Raw genomic sequence first — 16,657 nt, 5'->3', positions numbered from 1 at the left:
GGAGCACCACCCTATGGCCACCGCCGCCAAGAAACCGCAGGATTTCGTCTTCGAGTGGGAAGGCAAGGACAGGACCGGCAAAGCCGTGCGCGGCGAGATGCGGGCCGGTGGCGAGGCCATGGTCAGTGCGTCGCTGCGTCGCCAGGGCATCCTGGTCAACAAGGTCAAGAAGCGACGCATCAGCGGCGGCAAATCCATCCAGGCCAAGGACATCTCAGTCTTCACGCGACAACTGGCCACCATGATGCGTGCCGGCGTGCCCCTGCTGCAGGCCTTTGACATCGTGTCACGCGGCAGTACCAACCCGCGTGTGACCAAGCTGCTCAACGACATCCGTGGCGACGTGGAAACCGGCACCAGCCTGTCGCAGTCCTTCCGCAAGCACCCGATGTACTTCGACGCGTTGTACTGCAACCTGGTTGAAGCCGGTGAAGCGGCAGGTATTCTGGAAACACTGCTGGACCGCCTGGCCACCTACCAGGAAAAAACGCTTGCCATCAAGCAGAAGATCAAGTCAGCCCTGATGTATCCCATCTCGGTGCTGGTGGTGGCTTTCGTCGTGGTCACCGTGATCATGCTGTTCGTGGTGCCCGCGTTCAAGGACGTGTTCTCATCCTTTGGCGCAGAACTCCCGGCCCCGACGATGCTGGTCATCGCCATGTCAGAGTTCTTCGTGAGCTACTGGTGGGCGATGTTCGGGTTCATCGGCGGCGGTGTGTACTTCTTCTTCCAGACCTGGAAGCGCTCCGAGAAGATGCAAAAGACCATGGACCGCTGGCTGCTGAAGATCCCGGTGTTCGGGGGCCTGCTCTACAAGTCGGCCGTGGCCCGCTGGACGCGCACCCTCTCAACCATGTTCGCGGCCGGTGTGCCGCTTGTTGAAGCCCTGGACTCCGTCGGCGGCGCCGCTGGCAATGCCGTGTTTGCCGAAGCCACAGAGAAGATCCAAAAAGACGTTTCCACCGGTACCAGCCTGACCACCTCGATGCAAAGCACCAACATCTTTCCCATCATGGTGCTGCAAATGGCGTCCATTGGGGAAGAGTCCGGTGCGCTTGACGCCATGCTGGCAAAGGCTGCCGACATCTACGAGGGTGAGGTCGACGAGCTGGTGCAGGGCCTTTCCAGCCTGATGGAGCCCATCATCATCGTGTTCCTGGGCACCTTGATCGGCGGCATCGTGGTGGCCATGTACCTGCCCATCTTCAAGATCGGTCAAGTTGTCTGATGTTCGATGTCTACCTGTCGATCCTGCTGACCCCGGCCGCGCTGTTCGTCGTCGGCCTGCTGATCGGCAGCTTCCTCAACGTGGTGATCCACCGGCTGCCGCTGATCCTGGAGCGGCAGTGGCGGCAAGATGCCCGCGACATGCTGGAGCTGGGTGATCAGGCCGGTGACGACAAGCCGCTCAGCCTCTCCCAGCCCGCATCGCGCTGCCCGTCCTGCGGCCACCAGATCCGCTGGTATGAAAACATCCCGCTGGTCAGCTGGCTGGTGCTGCGGGGCAAGTGCTCGGGCTGCGGTTCACGCATCTCATGGCGCTACCCCCTGGTCGAACTGGCCACCGGCCTGCTGTTCGCCGCCTGCGCCTGGCGCTTCGGCCCGCACCCCTTCACGCTGGCCTGGTGCGGCGTGGTGGCCGTGCTGGTGGCCGCATCGCTGATCGACTGGGACACCACCCTGCTGCCCGACGACCTCACCCTGCCCCTGCTGTGGGCCGGCCTGGTGGCAGCCGGGCTCGGGTGGGCCTCCCTGCCGCTGCACGATGCACTCTGGGGTGCCGTGGCGGGCTACCTGTCGCTGTGGTCGGTGTACTGGGTGTTCAAGAAGGCCACCGGCAAGGAAGGCATGGGCTATGGCGACTTCAAGCTGCTGGCCGCGCTGGGCGCCTGGCTGGGATGGAAGATGCTGCTGCCCATCATCCTGATCTCGTCGATCATCGGCGCCGTGGTGGGCATCGCCCTCAAGATCCAGAGCAGCCTGCGCGAAGGCCAGTACGTGCCTTTCGGCCCCTTCCTGGCGGGCGCAGGGCTGGTGGTGCTCTTCGCGGGCGAAGCCCGCGTGCTGGACTGGTTCGGCTGGTGATCCAGACCATCGGGCTCACCGGCGGCATCGGCAGCGGCAAATCCACGGTCGGCCAGATGCTGGTCGATCTGGGCGCCCACCTGGTCGACACCGACGCCATCTCGCGCTCGCTGACCGCCCCGGGCGGCCATGCCATCGACGCCATCTCGCAGGCCTTCGGGGCCGACATGATCGATGCCCAGGGCGCCATGGACCGTGCCCGCATGCGCAACCTGGCTTTCGGCGACCCCACCGCCCTGGCCCGCCTGGAAACCATCCTGCACCCCCTGATCGGCCAACGGGCCGACCACCACGCAGCCCAGGCTGCCCCAGGCCAGCGTGTGGTCTACGACGTGCCCCTGATGGTCGAATCGGGCCGCCGCTGGCGCGACAAGGTCGACCGCATCCTGGTGGTCGATGCCCTGCCCGAGACGCAGATCCAGCGCGTCATGGCCCGTTCCGGGTGGGAGCGCCCTGCCGTGGAGGCCGTGCTGTCCAAGCAGGCCACCCGCGAACAGCGCCGCGAGGCGGCCGATCACGTCATCCTGAATGACGGCATCACCCTGGAAGAGTTACGGCAGCAGGTCCAGGAACTCTGGGACCTGTGGAACAATCACCCATGAACCGCTTGCACAGGCTCCAGGTGACGCGTTGATCCTCTACGAATACCCTTTCAACGAAAGCATCCGCACGATGCTCCGGCTTGAGCACTTGTTCAAGCGCCTGGGGTTCCTTGCCTCGCGCGACACGCCGGTGGACCACCACTACGCGCTCGCCACCATGTTCGAGATCATGGATGTGGCCTCGCGGGCCGACATCAAGAGCGATCTGCTCAAAGAGCTCGACCGCTACAAGGGCCAATTCGAGAGCTACCGCGGCAACCCCGCCATCCAGGAGGGTGTGCTGCTGGAGGTACTGCAACGCATCGAGCATGCCTACCAGGGCCTGAACCAGCTGCAGGGCAAGGCCGGCCAGGCCCTGGCGGCCAACGACTGGCTGATGAGCATCCGCAGCCGCATCAGCATCCCGGGCGGTACCTGCGAGTTCGACCTGCCCTCCTACTACGCCTGGCAACACGAGCCGCCCGCCCGGCGCCAGGCCGACCTGCAGCAATGGGGCGGCACGCTGGCGCCCCTGTACGAGGCGCTGGCACTGATGCTGAGCCTGCTGCGCGATGCCGGCCACCCGCACATGGTGGCCGCCCCCGCCGGCCAGTTCCAGCACAGCCTGAAAGAAGGCCGCACCTACCTGCTGCTGCGCCTGCGCATCGATGGGGCCCTGGGCCTGGTGCCAGAGATCAGCGGCAACCGCCTGATGGCCTCCATCCGCCTGATGCGCCAGGATGCCGAGGGCAAGCCCAGGCTGGCCACCGACACCGACGCCAGCTTCGAGCTCACGCTCTGCGCCTGACGCCCGCCTGATCACCCGCCAGACACGCTGGCCTGATGCCATGACGACGCCCAAGAAGACCTTGATGGTGCCCTGCCCCTCCTGCGGCGAGCCCCACCCCTACAGCACCGACAACCCCTACCGCCCCTTCTGCAGCAAGGGATGCCAGGCCATCGACCTGGGCGCCTGGGCCAGCGAGCAGTACCGCATGGCCGCCAAGCCCAATCCCGAAGACCTGCCGGAAGACCTGATCGATCCCGACGACATCCGATGAGCACGCTCAGCGACGATGACCTCAGCGCGCTGAAATCAGCCCTCCAGCGCTCGCGCCGCCAGCCCATGAACTTCGCGGCGGTGCTGGGCAAGCAGCCGGAAGATCACTGCCTCAGCCTGCACGCCACGCGGGCCGGCCGCGCCCTGGCCAAGGCGCTCAAAGAGGCCACCGGCTCCAAGCAGCTCGCTTCAGGCACCACCGAGGTCGACGACAACCGCAAGGACACCCTGGTGCTGGTGCTCGACGCCAAGCCCCCTGGCGGTCTGGCCAAGAAGCTGGGCGCCTGGCTCAAGCTGCAAGGCATGCCTGTACGCAAGGTGGCGCTCAAGATGGACGGGCAGGAGCTGGCGGATGATGACGAGGAAAGCGCCACCAGCGCTCCCGCCCTCACCGACGCCAACGCCAACGCCAGCAAAGCAGAACCCGCCAACACGGCCGCACTGGCCAAGGTCCAGGCTGCGCTGAAGCTCTTGCTGCCACAGGTTCAGCAAGCCATCTTGGCAGGTGGCCGCCAGGCCCCCGCGCTGCGCCAGACCTTGCAAGATCTGTCCGCTGCCATCAAGGGCGGCCTGACCGCGCAAGCCGCCGAGGGCGTGAAGAACCTGAATGTCCTGCTGCGCCAGGCACAGGCCGAAGCCCAAACGCAGAAAGACCTGAGCAGGCTGGACGAGCCCGGCATGGACAAGGCCTTCGTCCTCATCAAGAACCTGCAGGACGACCCGAAGATCCAACAAGAGCGCCAAGTGCTCAAGAAGCTCGGGGCCAGTGTCCGAGAACGACTGCTCGCCGCGCGCAAAGCCGAGGCCTCGGGCGATCTGGCCACGGCCGAGAAGCTCAAGGCACAGGCGCACAAGGAGCGCCTGGCAGCACGCGCGGTGCTTGAATCCTGCTGGCCCAAACGCGATGCGCTCTGCAAAGGCACCGCCGAAGACTGGGCACCGCTGGTGGCCCGCCTGGATGTGTCATCCCCCAAGGACCTGGCCGTCTTCTGGTCCGGCGACAAGGACGCCGCCATCGACATCGCAGCGGGTCAAGGCGGTGTGGCGCTGGAGTCGACGCCCGGCGGCACCCTCATCGACGACTGGAACAAGGACGACCCCAGCAAGGCCCTGCCCTGGAACCAGGATTCCAAGGAGCCGCCTCCTTACCTTCGTGACCTGTGGGCGCTGGCATCGGCCTCGTATGCCGAGAGCGCGCAAGGCAAGATCACCATCGTGCAGACCCCTGATCGCCACCCTGATGGCGGCATGATGTGGCGTCTCGTCGAGGAACGCATCCTGCGCAACAAGGCCCGACGCGGTGAAATCACGTTCACCCCCACCATTGTCCTGCCACCCAAGACCGCACCATGACCGCTGCCTACGACCTCTTCATCAAGGAACTGCAGGCCGATGGCCGTGAACGGCTCGAAGGCTTCTCCACCGGCAGCTTCGCACGCCTCACTCCGGACGAGCGCACCAAGGTCCGCCAGGCCCTCGTGGGCCTCGTCGCACAGCATGACATGCGCGCGCCCCTGCCGCTGGCCGTGCTCAGCCCCGAGCCCGACACCGTGGCCTTGCTGGAACCGTTGGCACCCGCCGCCGCCACAGCCGCACAGGCCACCGATTTCGAGTTGCAGGTGCTGGCGGCGCTGGCCTTGCTGACGGGCAAGCCCCTGGTGCTCGACGCCCTGGAAGGCGTCTTCACCAAGGCCACCGACAACTGGAAGCGCGGCATCGCCATGGATGGGCTGCGCTGGGCCCAGCCCGCCAGCGATGCCAGCCCTCGCCTGGCCCGGCTGGTTCGTTCGATGGATGACGAAGACCTGCGCGCCGATGCCGCAGACACACTGCTGCAGCGCCATGGCTGGTACCTCACGGATGCCGCCACACAGGCCGAAGCGCTGCAGTTGCTGCGTGCCCTGGTCGACGGCGACGCTGCGCAACGCGATGGCGCGCTGGTCAAAGTCCTCAAGGCGCCGATCAAGCCGCTGGCACGCCCTTGAGCCCTGATGATCGCCCCATGACCGCGGCCTATGACCTGTTCCTGAGAGAGTTCAATGCCACGGGGCGTGAGTCGATGGAGGGCATGTCCGTCTACCACCTGGCCCAGCTGAGCGAGGCTGAACGCCCGAGGGTGCACCAGATCCTCATCACGGCCTTTGAGCAGCGCAATGCGCGCGCGCCGCGCTCACTGGCTTTCATCGCCCCGACACACACCACCCGGCAACTGCTGGAGCAGGCGCTTCAGGCACACGCGGCCACCACCCGGCACGCCGATGAATTCGTGCTGGACTGCGCCTATGCGCTGCTCTCGCTCGCCGACCACATCGGCGCGCTGGATGTCCTGACGCGCAAGGTGCGCGATGACGACGACCTGTGGCTGTGCGGGCTGGCGATGGAAGGGTTGCTCCGATCGATCCCCGCCACGGACGCGAGCGATCGGCTGGCCGACATCGTGCGCACCGATCCAAGGGAATCGCTGCGGCTGTCCGCGGCCGATGCCCTGTTGATGCGGCATGGCTGGCGCCTGGAAGATCCCGACCGCAAGGCCGAGACCCTGGCGCTGATGCGCGCGATGATCGGTGATGAGGCCGAAGCGCGGGATGCGGCGTTGCTGCAAGTGCTCAAGACGCCCGCGTTGAAGTGGCCGGTTTGACGCCACGCGTCAAGGTGCCCCGGTCTGCAAGGCCCGCGGACCACGCGTGGACGTGAGGTCATACAGCGTGAAGCGCCGACTGAGGCGCGCCCCACCATCGCGTAGCAGCGGGGCATAGACGATCGAGGCCTCCGAAGGGCCCGACTTGGGCAGGATCGCATCGAAGGGGATCGTCACGTACACGCCTTTGTCGAATGAGCCCTCACCGAAGCGCTCAGCCGACACGTTGGTCTTGGTGGCGTAGGCCCCCATGGACACGCCGTTACGGAACACGCGTGACACATCCAGGGTCACACCCCGGTCACCCGCCAGGTACTGGCCCGCGCTGAGCTTGGCCACCAAGTCATACCAACCGGTATCCCAGTAGGCAGTGGCATGGCCGGTGTTCACCTCGTAGTCACGCAGGCCGAAATCCTGCTCGAAAGCCCTTTGGCGCACACGGTTCACATCCACGCCCACGGCCAAGCGGCTGCCCACAGGGCGGTACAGGTACTCGCCGCCCAGGCCGGCGAACATGGTCTCCAGCAACCCGGCATACCCCAGGTAGAAGTGGTCACTTCCCCCCAGCGCCTCAAATGAGCCCATGTGCGTGATCTGCAGGTTGGGGATCGTGGCGTTGCGGGTGGTCAGGTACTCGCGGATGTAGGTGCGCACGCGCGGCATGTCGCTGGGCGCCGTGTATTTGAACTTGTCGTAGTTGTCCACCAGGCCCACCCGCAGGCGGCCATTGGCCCAGGTGTCGTCACGCAGGCGCCAGCTCAGGTTCAGATCGGCCGCCAGCTGGAACAGCAGGAAGGCATCGGGGCCGCCCAGGCTCTGGCGATAGGCCAGGCCCACGCCATAGGCAAAACGGTTCGGCTCGGCCTCGTACAAGGTCTTGTCCGGCGCCTTGTCAGTCGCCACGGCCTCTGTGCTCAGGGCCTCGCGCTGCTGGCTGGGCGGCAGCAACTCGGTCTTGGCGCGCGCCCAGGCCTCACGGTCCACCACGGCCTGTGCCACTTGCACACCACGCTGGTCGAAACGCAGTTCGATGCGGTCCACCTCCGCTGGTGCATCACGGTGCACCACAGCGGCCACCCTCTCGACCACGGGGCGCTCGTAACCCATGTCGGGGTCGGTCACCACCACGGACCAGGTTCGGCCACGCTGCTCGATGGCACGCACCTTCAGATTCGTCTGATCCTGGATGTCTTTCGCCGTGGTGGCAACCAAACCGGCCTGCGCAGGCCGCGTGGGCAGCACAGGCACCGGGCGCGCATCCAGGAACTTGGGCATGGTCAGCTTGTCGAGCGGAGCATGGGCCGACACCGTCACGGTGGCCATGTTGCCGCGCTCCACACCCACCGTCACATCCAGCCATGAGGCCGCCCGGTACACCAGGCCCAGGTTGACGGGCGAATCCTGCTTGATCGGACGCCCGGCCGGGTCGTGCTCATAATCGTTGCCATCCACCTCGGCCTTGAGCACCCACTGCTGCCACGGCAACTGGTACTGCACACCGCCAAAGAAGGCGGCAGGCCCACGGAAGAAGGTCTTGCCGTTGACCTGCCCGCCGCTGCGCGAGAACGTGTCGCGGCCCGGCCGGGTGTCGAAGCGCTCCGACACCCGGCCCAGCGGGTTGCGCACATCCCCGCGCCCCCCCACGTAGCCAAAGCCCAGGCCCGCGCTCACATCGAAGGGTCCATAGCGCTTGCTGGCCACCAGGTATTCACCCGAAAACGCGCCCGTGCCCAGGAAGTCGCGCCAGCCCAGGGCCACCTCGGGCCACCAGGCCGATTCCTGCCACAGGCGAACCTTCAGGTGTGCGCTCTTGTCTTTCCAGCTCTGGTCACCGCTGAGCTCCGTCGGGCCGTAGGGCCTGTCGGAAATGCTCATGTACCCCAGGGCCAGCTCCAGCCACTCGACCGGCTGCAGCCGCATGTTGAGAACGCTGTAGGGCTCCTGGCGGCTGTAGGTGATGGCCAGGGTGCCGGCTGGGCTCATGCGGGCCGTCGGGGTCTGCATCAGGCCTACCACGCCCCAGTCATTGCCTACGGTGGGCAGATCGCGCGCATCGGCCGCCAGGGTGATGTCGCGCGGCGAGCGCTTGAACGACCAGGTTGGCGACAGAGGGGCCACCTCCTGCAGGGCCAGGAAGCTGGCCACCTGATCGGACAGATCCGGATCGATGTCATCACCCAACTCAGGCGCCCAGATCCAGGCACCGGCCGCGGGCGCATGTTGCGTGCTCTGGTTCCAGCGGGCCACGCCATGGCTGGTGATCACGCCATCGGGCTGCACCACCCAGGCGCGGTCGGCCGACACCACACCGCAGGCGCGCAGGTAGGTGGCGGCATCGGCACCGCCCTGGTGGGGCACCTGGCATTGGTGGCCCGTGGTGAGAAGCACGGTGATCTGCTGACTGCGTGGGGCCACATGAACGATGTCGCCGGGGCTGAGCCATGGGTCGGCATGGGCATTGGCCTGCAGCCAGCGGGCATCGGCTTTGGGCACAGCCACACGCCCTGTCACGGGCATGTCGGCGATCACACCCCCCAGGGCAGACCAGCGCCCATTCAGCCGCTGCCGCAGTTGCGACTGAAGCGCTTGCTGGCGGTCCTGCTCTGCGGCAGAGCGCCAGCTCAAGGCCAGCAGATCGGCGTTGTCAGGCAAAGGGTTGGCCAGCAACCAATCGCTCAGGCGCTGGCGAGTCTCGATCCGGTAGTCGGTGGCGGCGCCCTGTGATGGCACATGGCCAGCCGCAGGCGCAGCCACCGAAGCAGCGGCCACCAGCAGCGATGACAGCATCACACCACCACCCCACGGTGAAAAGCTCAACCGGTTGATCATGGTGTTGTCTTGGGTAGCGGAGGCCAGGATTGCCATGTCAGGCAGAAATCTGCCGCCAGGCACTGCTCGCCATACACCGGTACAGCGCCTGAAGCTGTCTGCCGCACGGCATAACGCGCGGAGGTGCTGCCGCTGGAGGGCACCTCCTGGTACCAGCGCACGTCGGCCGATGCGGAGCCTCGCCATGCTGTGCTGCCGGGCGGCGCGATGGCTTGAAGCCTCAAGGTGTCTTCCACGCCCAAACGATAACCTGGCATCTCATCGAGCAAGCGTTTGTAGGGCGCAGGCGATACCGGCTCAGCACCCCATGCGGGCAAGCCCGCAGGCCAACGAACGGACCGCCATTCGACAGGCGTGCCCACCAACCCGGCCAGCCGTCCTGCGCGAAGGCGCAGCACTTCGCCGCTCGCGCTGTACCAGACTTGCTCGGGCCACTCCGAAGAGGATCTGTCCACATAGCCCAGCACCATCAACAACGGTTTATCGTTGACGGTGACACGCAGATAGGTGAGCTTGGGATTCAGGGGGCTGCTGTCGATCGCGGCGTTGGGCCTGGCGACATTGCGCAAAGCCATGAACGCCGCCGACTGAGACGACGAACAAGCGGTCATCAGACACAGGCTGGTGCCTGATACCGCCCATAACGCAACCCTGATGGCTTTGTTCAAGCACCTCGCCATGCTCATGGCGAGGCGACATCAACCAACCGGGCCCCAGTGACAGGGCCGGGACTGGATGACGGCACGGCCGCTCAGCGGGTGCCAGTGGTGCCGGAAGGGCCGTCGTCGTTGCTGTCGTTGGCCACGGCGGCCACAGCACCCACAACGACCACGCCACCGACCACGGCGCCGGCGGTGATGCCGCCGAGTGCGCCGGTCGTGGCGCCCGTGACACCCACACCACCAGTGCCCAAGCCACCAGCACTGCCTGCGGTGCCGGCCCCACCTGCGGAAGGCACCGCCCCCGCTGTAGGGGCCACAGGCGCGCTACCAGCGGCCGGGGCAGCGCCTTGAGCCATGGCCGAGGAGCCCAACAGAGCCAGGACGGCTGCAATTGCAGTTTTCTTCATGGCAACTCCGCTTTGCTTGGTGAAAAATTAAGAGGCAGTATGGCATACCCCAACAACTGCATCAAGCAAATGACCATCCGTTGCCGCCAGGAAGTTGCTCCCCCTCCGGGATAGCACTAGGATGCATAGCCCTATCAAGGAATGGGGCGCGTGCAATAACTCGAATTGATCACCATCAGCCTCGAGTCTCGTGGGTTTACCCCCTTGCAGCATGCTTCAACATAGAGCCGAGCGCCTAAAATCAGTGTGCGCAACCGCCCAACAATAAACGGGATCAGTAAATTGAGACTCCTCGACGCCACGTTTGCAGTTGTACTTGGCATCACGCTAGGGAGCAGCTTCATGGTTTGTGCTGCCCTGATCGCGACTCAGAAATGGCACGGCAGGTTTTCACTGGACCATGACACAACGGGCGCCCAGAAAATCCACCGGCAGCCGGTCCCTCGTGTTGGGGGCATTGCCATCGCCTTGAGCCTGGCCATCGGCGCCGCATTGGCCTACTCGCTCCACAGCCCTGACGGTCTCTCGATGGCCACGCTGCTGATCTGCGCCACTCCAACATTCGCCGCCGGTCTGTTGGAAGACCTCACCAAGCAGATTTCAGTTCGCATGAGGCTGGCCGCCTCCATGGCATCTGCTCTGGCCACCATCTATCTTCTGGATGCCCAATTGGTTGAGGTGGACACCCCATTATTGGACACGCTGATGGACTTCGGCATGTTGGCCATGCTGTTCACATGCTTTGCAGTGAGCGGGGTGATCAATTCGATCAACATCATTGACGGTGTCAATGGCCTGGCGTCGGGCAGCGTGGTGATCATGCTGGGTGGCCTGGGGAGCATTGCCTGGATGCAGGGTGACTCTCTGGTATTGCACCTTTGCCTGGGTGGCATCGCGGCCCTTCTGGGCTTCATGGCTCTTAATTACCCGTTCGGTAAGATCTTCCTGGGAGACGGAGGCGCCTATTTGGCGGGCTTCTGGCTGGCGGAGTGCGCCGTGTTACTGCTGAAGCGCAACCCGGACGTATCCACGTGGGCAGTCCTTCTGTGCTGCATCTACCCTGTCTGGGAAACGGGCTACTCCATGTACCGGCGCCACATGGTCAACCGCGTCAACAGCGGCATGCCGGACATGCTTCACATCCACCATTTGGTGCTGCACCATTACTCCACGCTGCGCGAGCATGCATGGGCGCCCTCATGGCTGCTTCACGCCATGACCAGCAGCAGCATCTGGATGATGGTCTTGCTCTGCCAGGCGGTGGCAGTGTCGGGCTACCTGGACACAGCCTTGATGATGCCTTGCGTGATGGCGTTCGGGCTGCTCTACCAACTCATCTACGCGCCCTTGGCAGGATCTAGCAGCAAGCAGCCGCAGAACATTCTGGGATAACGCCCGTGCCGCAACGGGCGGGCTTGCGGGGCTGAAGTTCCATCACAATGCTGAAAAGGGCTGGTCAATTGCGCGTTGCGGCATGCGCCAACGAAATGCCAGCATCCCGCTCATAGCCGCAACAGGTCCCATCGATGCCGCGCTTCCAGATCAGGATCGAAACGCTCTACCTGCTGACGCTCGCAGCCCTGAACACCATCACCTGCTACCTGGTGCTGGAGTACGGCTTCTATGGTAGCGCGGTTCTGTTCAAGTCGGTCGACAAACCAGAAGACGTTTGGACCAACCTAGCGGTTCTTTTGGCAGGCTATGCGTGCCTGTACGCATTCATGGCAAGCCGGCGAGAACCACACGCACGCCCACGTACTCACCATGACAGACTGGACGCCGCCTACTCCCTGATCATCGGTGTCAACTGGCTCATCTTCCTCACCACGGGCATCGGTGTTGCTGGTACTTCGGCGCAGTCCCTGGGCTTCCTCGTCAACATGCTGCCAATGGCACCGCTGCTACTGGTGTATTTCGCTGATCGCGAGCGCAACGTCAACACGCACTACTTGGTCAATCTGGCCACGGGTAGCCTGCTTATCATGTTAAGAGGCTGGTCCGCCATCGTGGTGGTGATGGTGATCATCCTCGTCCTCAGCCGCATTCGCGTCGTCAACGCTCGTAACGCACCGAAGATCGTGCTGGCGGCCGGCATCATGATCTTGGCGTACAACTATCTTTACCTTCTCAAATACTACATACGCGAGGGAGTACTCTTCGAATCGAACTTTCTGGTGACGGCTGAATATGCGATCTCGCGCGTCACAGCGTTTCAGAACTTCGACTACTTCTCGTCCATCGTCCCCGACTTCCTGGGCTTCATCGATGGCGACGCCCTGTTCTACATCAAGGAATTTTTACTCGCCTTCCTGCCTAAGTCGATGATCGGCTACGAGAACTACCGGCCCCTGGACAATATTTTCGCCACGCAGTTCATTGCGCCCGGCATCGATGGCATGGAGGGCACGGGCTTCGCGGTAACCCTGCCAGGCATATTCCGCCTGGCCACGGAGCTTTCCCCGTTGAACGCGCTGATCTTCCCGGTCTTCGCGCTGTGCCTGTACGGTCTGATCTTCGTGTTGTGCAAGCCGCTGTGGTCACCACGTATCAAGTACTACTTCATCATCACGGCGCTCAACCTGTACTACTCCGGCAATATGCGTGAGTTCGCCTTCTGCATTTATGCGCTCGTGCTTCACAACCTCTTATGCAGACTCGACCGGCAACAGCTCAGATCCCCGCTTCAAACCTCGGAGCTGACTCGGGTACCGCACTCACGAAAGGCATGAGCAGACCTTTGAAGATTGCCCTCATCCTCAACTCAAGTTGGAACATCGTCAACTTCCGCTCGGGTCTCGTGAATGCCATCCAGGCGCGAGGCCATCAGGTGCTCGCACTGTCACCACACGATGCGCACACAGACAGACTAAAGACCCTGGGCTGCGACCATGCCAATCTGCCAATGCAGACCACCGGGCTCAATCCAATTGCCGACATTACCTTGCTCGTCAGGTTGCTCCTGATCCTTCGGAAGGAACAACCCGATGTGATCCTGAGCTACACCATCAAGCCCAACATCTATGGTTCGCTAGCGGCACGGGTGCTTGGCATACCGGTCATCAACAACGTAGCAGGCCTGGGCATGGCCTTCACGCGCGAAGGCTGGTTGAAGACCCTGGTATCCCGTCTGTTCAGATTCGCTTTCGCGAAATCCCACACCATCTTCTTCCAGAATGAAGACGACCGGCGGATGTTCGTGGACAAGAGGCTGGCCAGCGAACACCAGACCGTCCGCCTACCTGGGTCCGGCGTGGATCTGGACAAGTTCCGTCCACCGCATCGCCGGCCTCACAGTGGAGGGATGACCTTCATTCTCGTCGCTCGGCTGCTGCGAGAAAAGGGGGTTGCCGACTTCGTTGCGGCCGCACGCTTACTCAGAAGCGATTTCCCAAACGCGTCCTGGCGCATTGTGGGCTTCCTTGAACCGAACCATCCTGCCTTCGTCTCGGAGAGCGAGATGCACACCTGGGTCACCGAGGGCACAGTGACCTTTGACGGGCCCCGCGACGATGTGCGGCAGGCCCTGTGCGAGGCAGACTGCATGGTACTGCCCTCCTACTACCGAGAAGGCGTACCTCGATCCCTGCTGGAAGCCGCCGCCATGGGATTGCCCCTCATCACGTGCGACACGGTGGGCTGCCGTGATGCTGTGACCGCGGGGACCAGCGGGCTGCTCTGCGCCCCCCGAGATCCAACCGATCTCGCCCGATGCATGCGACAGATCCTTGAAATGAGCGAAGAGGCACGCGCAGCGATGGGCCGTGAAGGCCGACTCAAGATGGAAAGGGAATTCGGGGAGTCGCGGATCGTTGAAGCCTACATGGACGCGATCACGCGTGCATCCGCCATGTCTTCGTCCATCTGAGAGCAATCAATCCACTTGGCCCAGCACATCCTTGCTCATAACCCGACGGCCGGCACGCACGGCTTTCAAGGCATGGCTGGTGATCCATCGCAGGAAAGCCTGCGAGGGGCCATCGTTGATCGGCTCCTGCACGATCTCTTTGAAGCTAACGAAGCTTGATCTATGCTTGGTGACGAATCGCCTGAGTCGCTCGACCTCATGGTCCGACATGGCGTTGACATGCACACAGATTGTGATCACGCCAAAGGGGAATGCCAGCGGTCGGCTCAGCAACTGAGGGACAAGCCTGAAATCATCGAGGGCATAGGGGAAAAATCCCATGCCGTCTGTGATGGCCACGAACCCAGTCGATTTGAGGGCCCGGACAGTGTCGCGGTCGAACGAGTGCGACGGGGGCATGAAGTAGGGCTGCCAGACCTGCTCTCGCTGCAGAATGGCCTTTCCCTCGCCGAGCTTGCGCAACTGCTGCTCTAACGACAAACCCGAGAACTCTGATCGGGAATTGATGCCCAGCACTCCGGCTTGAGCCGTTTCATACACGTGAAAAGCACCGTGCTGTGCGACTGTGTCGCCGAAGGACTGCCATAGCCGGACCAAGTCGAAGAAATCGGCCCGCTCAGGCTCGACAAACAGCGACGCATCTCTGCAACAAGGCACCACCCCCAGCAAGCACCGGACCCCCTGCTCCTCGATGAATTGCTTCAACGGCAGGAAACGGCTCCAGGCCATGCCTGGTGCCACGTCATCGAAGCGAAGGATGTAGCGCGCGCTCATATTTCAATATCGCCAGGTCACGGACTGGGTCAATCCTTTCAACCAGGGTCAGCAGCGAAGCCTGTAGCCCATCCTGCCTGAGTTGCGTGACGGTGTGACGATGCGTGAAGCCCAGCGCCGGCGCGTCCTGACGAATCAAGTCGACAACCAAGTAGTCAAAGCCGGCGGGCACACCGTTGGCCAAGGTGGCCAACTCGCTGGAGGCCAAGCCGTGAGGCCAGTTCAGAAGCAGCAGCACATTAGCGTCTGCACCGGCATCACCCAAGTGTTCGAAGCTTCCTTGGCGCAGATCAAGGCCCCGGCGAAGGTACCGCCCAGCAGCGATCACAGCTGCCTCTGCATCGAGGCCGATGTAGGCCACGTCACGCTCTCGCAGCAGATGCCCGATGTCGCCAAGGCCACAGCCGATCTCGACCACCCCCCGGGGAACGAGTTGGCCAATACTGTCTGCCACGATCTGCTTGTAGGGCCTGCAGGCACAGGGCGCATCCGCATGCCACGGATCGAATCGAAATACCAGCCGCAGCGCGCGCAGCTTCAACCGGCTAAATGAGCAGCGCAGGAACCCGAGCCACCCCAGTTCGTCGAGTTTGTCCTGCAGACTCATCCGGCCACCTCCAGACGCCCGTGCGAGGCTAACATCCAGCATTGGCGATAGCCCTCCGCCATCGCCGCCGCAGAGAAGTTGTCGACGATTCGCTGCCTCGCAGCCTGGCACCTCAGCTCCCAGTCCGGAGCAGACTCACTGGCCTGCAATGCAGTGGCCAGAGCATCAGCCAGAGCCGCCGGGTTTTTGGCCGGAACGGTCCACCCGGTGTCGCCCACAATCAACGAGGCGTCACCCACATCGGTGCTCACGCATGGTACGCCGCAAGCCATGGCTTCATTGAGCACATTGGGAAAAGCTTCTGTGGCGCTCGACAGAACCAGCACGTCCAGCGCGTTCATGATGGCCGGCATGTCAGCCTGCGGACCGGCCAGTACAACCTCATCGGCCAGATGGCTGGATGCGAGCAGACGGGCGACGTCCGGATGGGCATGGTTCATGCCGTCGCCTACCAGCAAGCAGCGCCAGCCAGAGGGCCGACGCTGTCGTAAGAGCGCCAAAGCTTGAAAAAGATTAGCGTGGTCTTTCGCTGGATGGAAGCGCGCCACCATGCCGATCAACCGCGCGCCATCATCGATCCGCAAGCGGCGACGGACGCTTCGGCCTCTGGAGGGATCGGGCCGGAACACTTCCGTGTCATACCCGTTGCAGATCACCCGGATGGCTGCAGGCCTGTAGCCGAACGCAGCATGGCACCGACTGGTGGTGTTGGAGCAGGCGATGATGCTGGCAGGTATCCAGCCTGACAGCATCTTGCCCAGCTTGGCAGACAGACGCGCGGTAAGCCCAAGATCTGGCGCACTCGGCGATGCATGATGAAGCCCCCAGCACACCGGAGCAGCGCCTGCCAGCCGAGCACATACACCGCCCACGACATCGGCGTGGTACATCCATGTCTGCACCACGTCCGGGCGTGTACGCCGGATGAATCGCCACAATTCGATCAGGCCCAAGGGCAGCCGCCAGGGCGTTCGCAGGTCGATGTAAGTGATCTGTGCGCCGGCCTGGCGCAAACGCCCTTCGAGCTGATCAAGCGTCGACAGCACTGCCACGAGATGCTCCTGCTCCGGCATGGACTCCACCAGACGGCAAAGCACCGTTTCGGCCCCGCCCTGCGCCAACCCGGAAATGATGTGCAACACCTTCATG

The 16,657-nt window shown here is 63.6% G+C and carries 17 protein-coding genes; 11 read left to right on the top strand and 6 right to left on the bottom strand.

What is annotated here, in order from left to right:
• Positions 1–13: 13 nt before the first annotated feature.
• From EIP75_RS10745 to EIP75_RS10710, 8 genes are read left to right on the top strand one after another with little or no spacing between them, the layout of a single operon-like run.
• The gene (locus EIP75_RS10745) at positions 14–1,228 is read left to right on the top strand and encodes a type II secretion system F family protein (RefSeq protein ID WP_125243268.1); all 1,215 of its coding nucleotides are present in this window, start codon (positions 14–16) and stop codon (positions 1,226–1,228) included.
• On the top strand, positions 1,228–2,085 hold the full coding sequence (locus tag EIP75_RS24540; protein WP_125243267.1) for a prepilin peptidase: 858 nt from the start codon (positions 1,228–1,230) through the stop codon (positions 2,083–2,085). The genes EIP75_RS10745 and EIP75_RS24540 overlap by 1 nt, the downstream gene beginning before the upstream one ends.
• Entirely contained in the window at positions 2,082–2,687 is a 606-nt protein-coding gene (gene coaE, locus EIP75_RS10735; protein ID WP_233584801.1) for a dephospho-CoA kinase, read from the top strand. The genes EIP75_RS24540 and coaE overlap by 4 nt, the downstream gene beginning before the upstream one ends.
• Positions 2,688–2,715: 28 nt before the next feature.
• Positions 2,716–3,474: a cell division protein ZapD gene (gene zapD, locus EIP75_RS10730; RefSeq protein ID WP_125243266.1), complete on the top strand. Its 759-nt coding sequence runs from the start codon at positions 2,716–2,718 to the stop codon at positions 3,472–3,474.
• 40 nt (positions 3,475–3,514) lie between these two features.
• On the top strand, positions 3,515–3,727 hold the full coding sequence (locus EIP75_RS10725; RefSeq protein WP_125243265.1) for a DNA gyrase inhibitor YacG: 213 nt from the start codon (positions 3,515–3,517) through the stop codon (positions 3,725–3,727).
• The gene (locus tag EIP75_RS10720; protein ID WP_125243264.1) at positions 3,724–5,079 is read left to right on the top strand and encodes a hypothetical protein; all 1,356 of its coding nucleotides are present in this window, start codon (positions 3,724–3,726) and stop codon (positions 5,077–5,079) included. The genes EIP75_RS10725 and EIP75_RS10720 overlap by 4 nt, the downstream gene beginning before the upstream one ends.
• Entirely contained in the window at positions 5,076–5,711 is a 636-nt protein-coding gene (locus tag EIP75_RS10715; protein WP_125243263.1) for a hypothetical protein, read from the top strand. Before EIP75_RS10720 ends, EIP75_RS10715 begins: the two co-directional genes overlap by 4 nt.
• A 17-nt stretch (positions 5,712–5,728) precedes the next feature.
• Complete coding sequence (locus tag EIP75_RS10710) at positions 5,729–6,364, top strand: hypothetical protein (protein ID WP_125243262.1); 636 nt, start codon at positions 5,729–5,731, stop codon at positions 6,362–6,364.
• A gap of 9 nt (positions 6,365–6,373) precedes the next feature.
• Here the strand turns inward: EIP75_RS10710 and EIP75_RS10705 are convergent, their stop codons facing one another.
• The 3 genes from EIP75_RS10705 to EIP75_RS10695 all read right to left on the bottom strand — a co-directional run bounded on the left by EIP75_RS10705 (position 6,374) and on the right by EIP75_RS10695 (position 10,262).
• A complete protein-coding gene (locus EIP75_RS10705; RefSeq protein WP_158622816.1) occupies positions 6,374–9,193 on the bottom strand; it encodes a YjbH domain-containing protein in 2,820 nt (939 codons plus the stop codon).
• Entirely contained in the window at positions 9,190–9,861 is a 672-nt protein-coding gene (locus tag EIP75_RS10700) for a hypothetical protein (protein ID WP_158622815.1), read from the bottom strand. Before EIP75_RS10700 ends, EIP75_RS10705 begins: the two co-directional genes overlap by 4 nt.
• A gap of 83 nt (positions 9,862–9,944) precedes the next feature.
• A complete protein-coding gene (locus tag EIP75_RS10695; protein WP_125243259.1) occupies positions 9,945–10,262 on the bottom strand; it encodes a hypothetical protein in 318 nt (105 codons plus the stop codon).
• Between the two features lie 282 nt (positions 10,263–10,544).
• Here EIP75_RS10695 and EIP75_RS10690 point away from each other — a divergent pair, with 282 nt between their 5' ends.
• From EIP75_RS10690 to EIP75_RS10680, 3 genes are all read left to right on the top strand, one after another.
• Complete coding sequence (locus EIP75_RS10690; protein WP_125243258.1) at positions 10,545–11,654, top strand: MraY family glycosyltransferase; 1,110 nt, start codon at positions 10,545–10,547, stop codon at positions 11,652–11,654.
• 134 nt (positions 11,655–11,788) lie between these two features.
• Positions 11,789–12,991 carry an oligosaccharide repeat unit polymerase gene (gene wzy, locus EIP75_RS10685; protein ID WP_125243257.1) on the top strand — a complete coding sequence of 401 codons (1,203 nt, stop codon included), beginning with the start codon at positions 11,789–11,791 and terminating at the stop codon, positions 12,989–12,991.
• 8 nt (positions 12,992–12,999) lie between these two features.
• Positions 13,000–14,127 carry a glycosyltransferase family 4 protein gene (locus EIP75_RS10680; protein ID WP_158622813.1) on the top strand — a complete coding sequence of 376 codons (1,128 nt, stop codon included), beginning with the start codon at positions 13,000–13,002 and terminating at the stop codon, positions 14,125–14,127.
• A 6-nt stretch (positions 14,128–14,133) separates the two neighbouring features.
• On the opposite strand, the gene EIP75_RS10675 is transcribed toward EIP75_RS10680, so the two are convergent.
• From EIP75_RS10675 to EIP75_RS10665, 3 genes are read right to left on the bottom strand one after another with little or no spacing between them, the layout of a single operon-like run.
• A complete protein-coding gene (locus EIP75_RS10675) occupies positions 14,134–14,901 on the bottom strand; it encodes a DUF2334 domain-containing protein (protein WP_125243255.1) in 768 nt (255 codons plus the stop codon).
• Entirely contained in the window at positions 14,870–15,508 is a 639-nt protein-coding gene (locus EIP75_RS10670; protein WP_125243254.1) for a hypothetical protein, read from the bottom strand. Before EIP75_RS10670 ends, EIP75_RS10675 begins: the two co-directional genes overlap by 32 nt.
• Entirely contained in the window at positions 15,505–16,656 is a 1,152-nt protein-coding gene (locus tag EIP75_RS10665; protein WP_158622812.1) for a glycosyltransferase, read from the bottom strand. Before EIP75_RS10665 ends, EIP75_RS10670 begins: the two co-directional genes overlap by 4 nt.
• Between the last annotated feature and the right edge of the window lies 1 nt (position 16,657).

The organism is Aquabacterium soli (assembly GCF_003933735.1).
In the GTDB taxonomy this organism is placed as follows: domain Bacteria; phylum Pseudomonadota; class Gammaproteobacteria; order Burkholderiales; family Burkholderiaceae_C; genus Aquabacterium; species Aquabacterium soli.
The sequence above is the reverse complement of the archived record's forward strand: the minus strand, read 5'-3'. Positions and strand labels throughout refer to the sequence as shown.

Coding starts and splice junctions, on each gene's coding strand:
- EIP75_RS10670 (WP_125243254.1), bottom strand. CDS start 15,508: ATGAGTCTGCAGGACAAACTCGACGAACTGGGGTGGCTCGGGTTCCTG.
- EIP75_RS10675 (WP_125243255.1), bottom strand. CDS start 14,901: ATGAGCGCGCGCTACATCCTTCGCTTCGATGACGTGGCACCAGGCATG.
- EIP75_RS10665 (WP_158622812.1), bottom strand. CDS start 16,656: ATGAAGGTGTTGCACATCATTTCCGGGTTGGCGCAGGGCGGGGCCGAA.
- EIP75_RS24540 (WP_125243267.1), top strand. CDS start 1,228: ATGTTCGATGTCTACCTGTCGATCCTGCTGACCCCGGCCGCGCTGTTC.
- EIP75_RS10745 (WP_125243268.1), top strand. CDS start 14: ATGGCCACCGCCGCCAAGAAACCGCAGGATTTCGTCTTCGAGTGGGAA.
- EIP75_RS10720 (WP_125243264.1), top strand. CDS start 3,724: ATGAGCACGCTCAGCGACGATGACCTCAGCGCGCTGAAATCAGCCCTC.
- EIP75_RS10715 (WP_125243263.1), top strand. CDS start 5,076: ATGACCGCTGCCTACGACCTCTTCATCAAGGAACTGCAGGCCGATGGC.
- EIP75_RS10695 (WP_125243259.1), bottom strand. CDS start 10,262: ATGAAGAAAACTGCAATTGCAGCCGTCCTGGCTCTGTTGGGCTCCTCG.
- EIP75_RS10705 (WP_158622816.1), bottom strand. CDS start 9,193: ATGATCAACCGGTTGAGCTTTTCACCGTGGGGTGGTGGTGTGATGCTG.
- wzy (WP_125243257.1), top strand. CDS start 11,789: ATGCCGCGCTTCCAGATCAGGATCGAAACGCTCTACCTGCTGACGCTC.
- EIP75_RS10725 (WP_125243265.1), top strand. CDS start 3,515: ATGACGACGCCCAAGAAGACCTTGATGGTGCCCTGCCCCTCCTGCGGC.
- EIP75_RS10710 (WP_125243262.1), top strand. CDS start 5,729: ATGACCGCGGCCTATGACCTGTTCCTGAGAGAGTTCAATGCCACGGGG.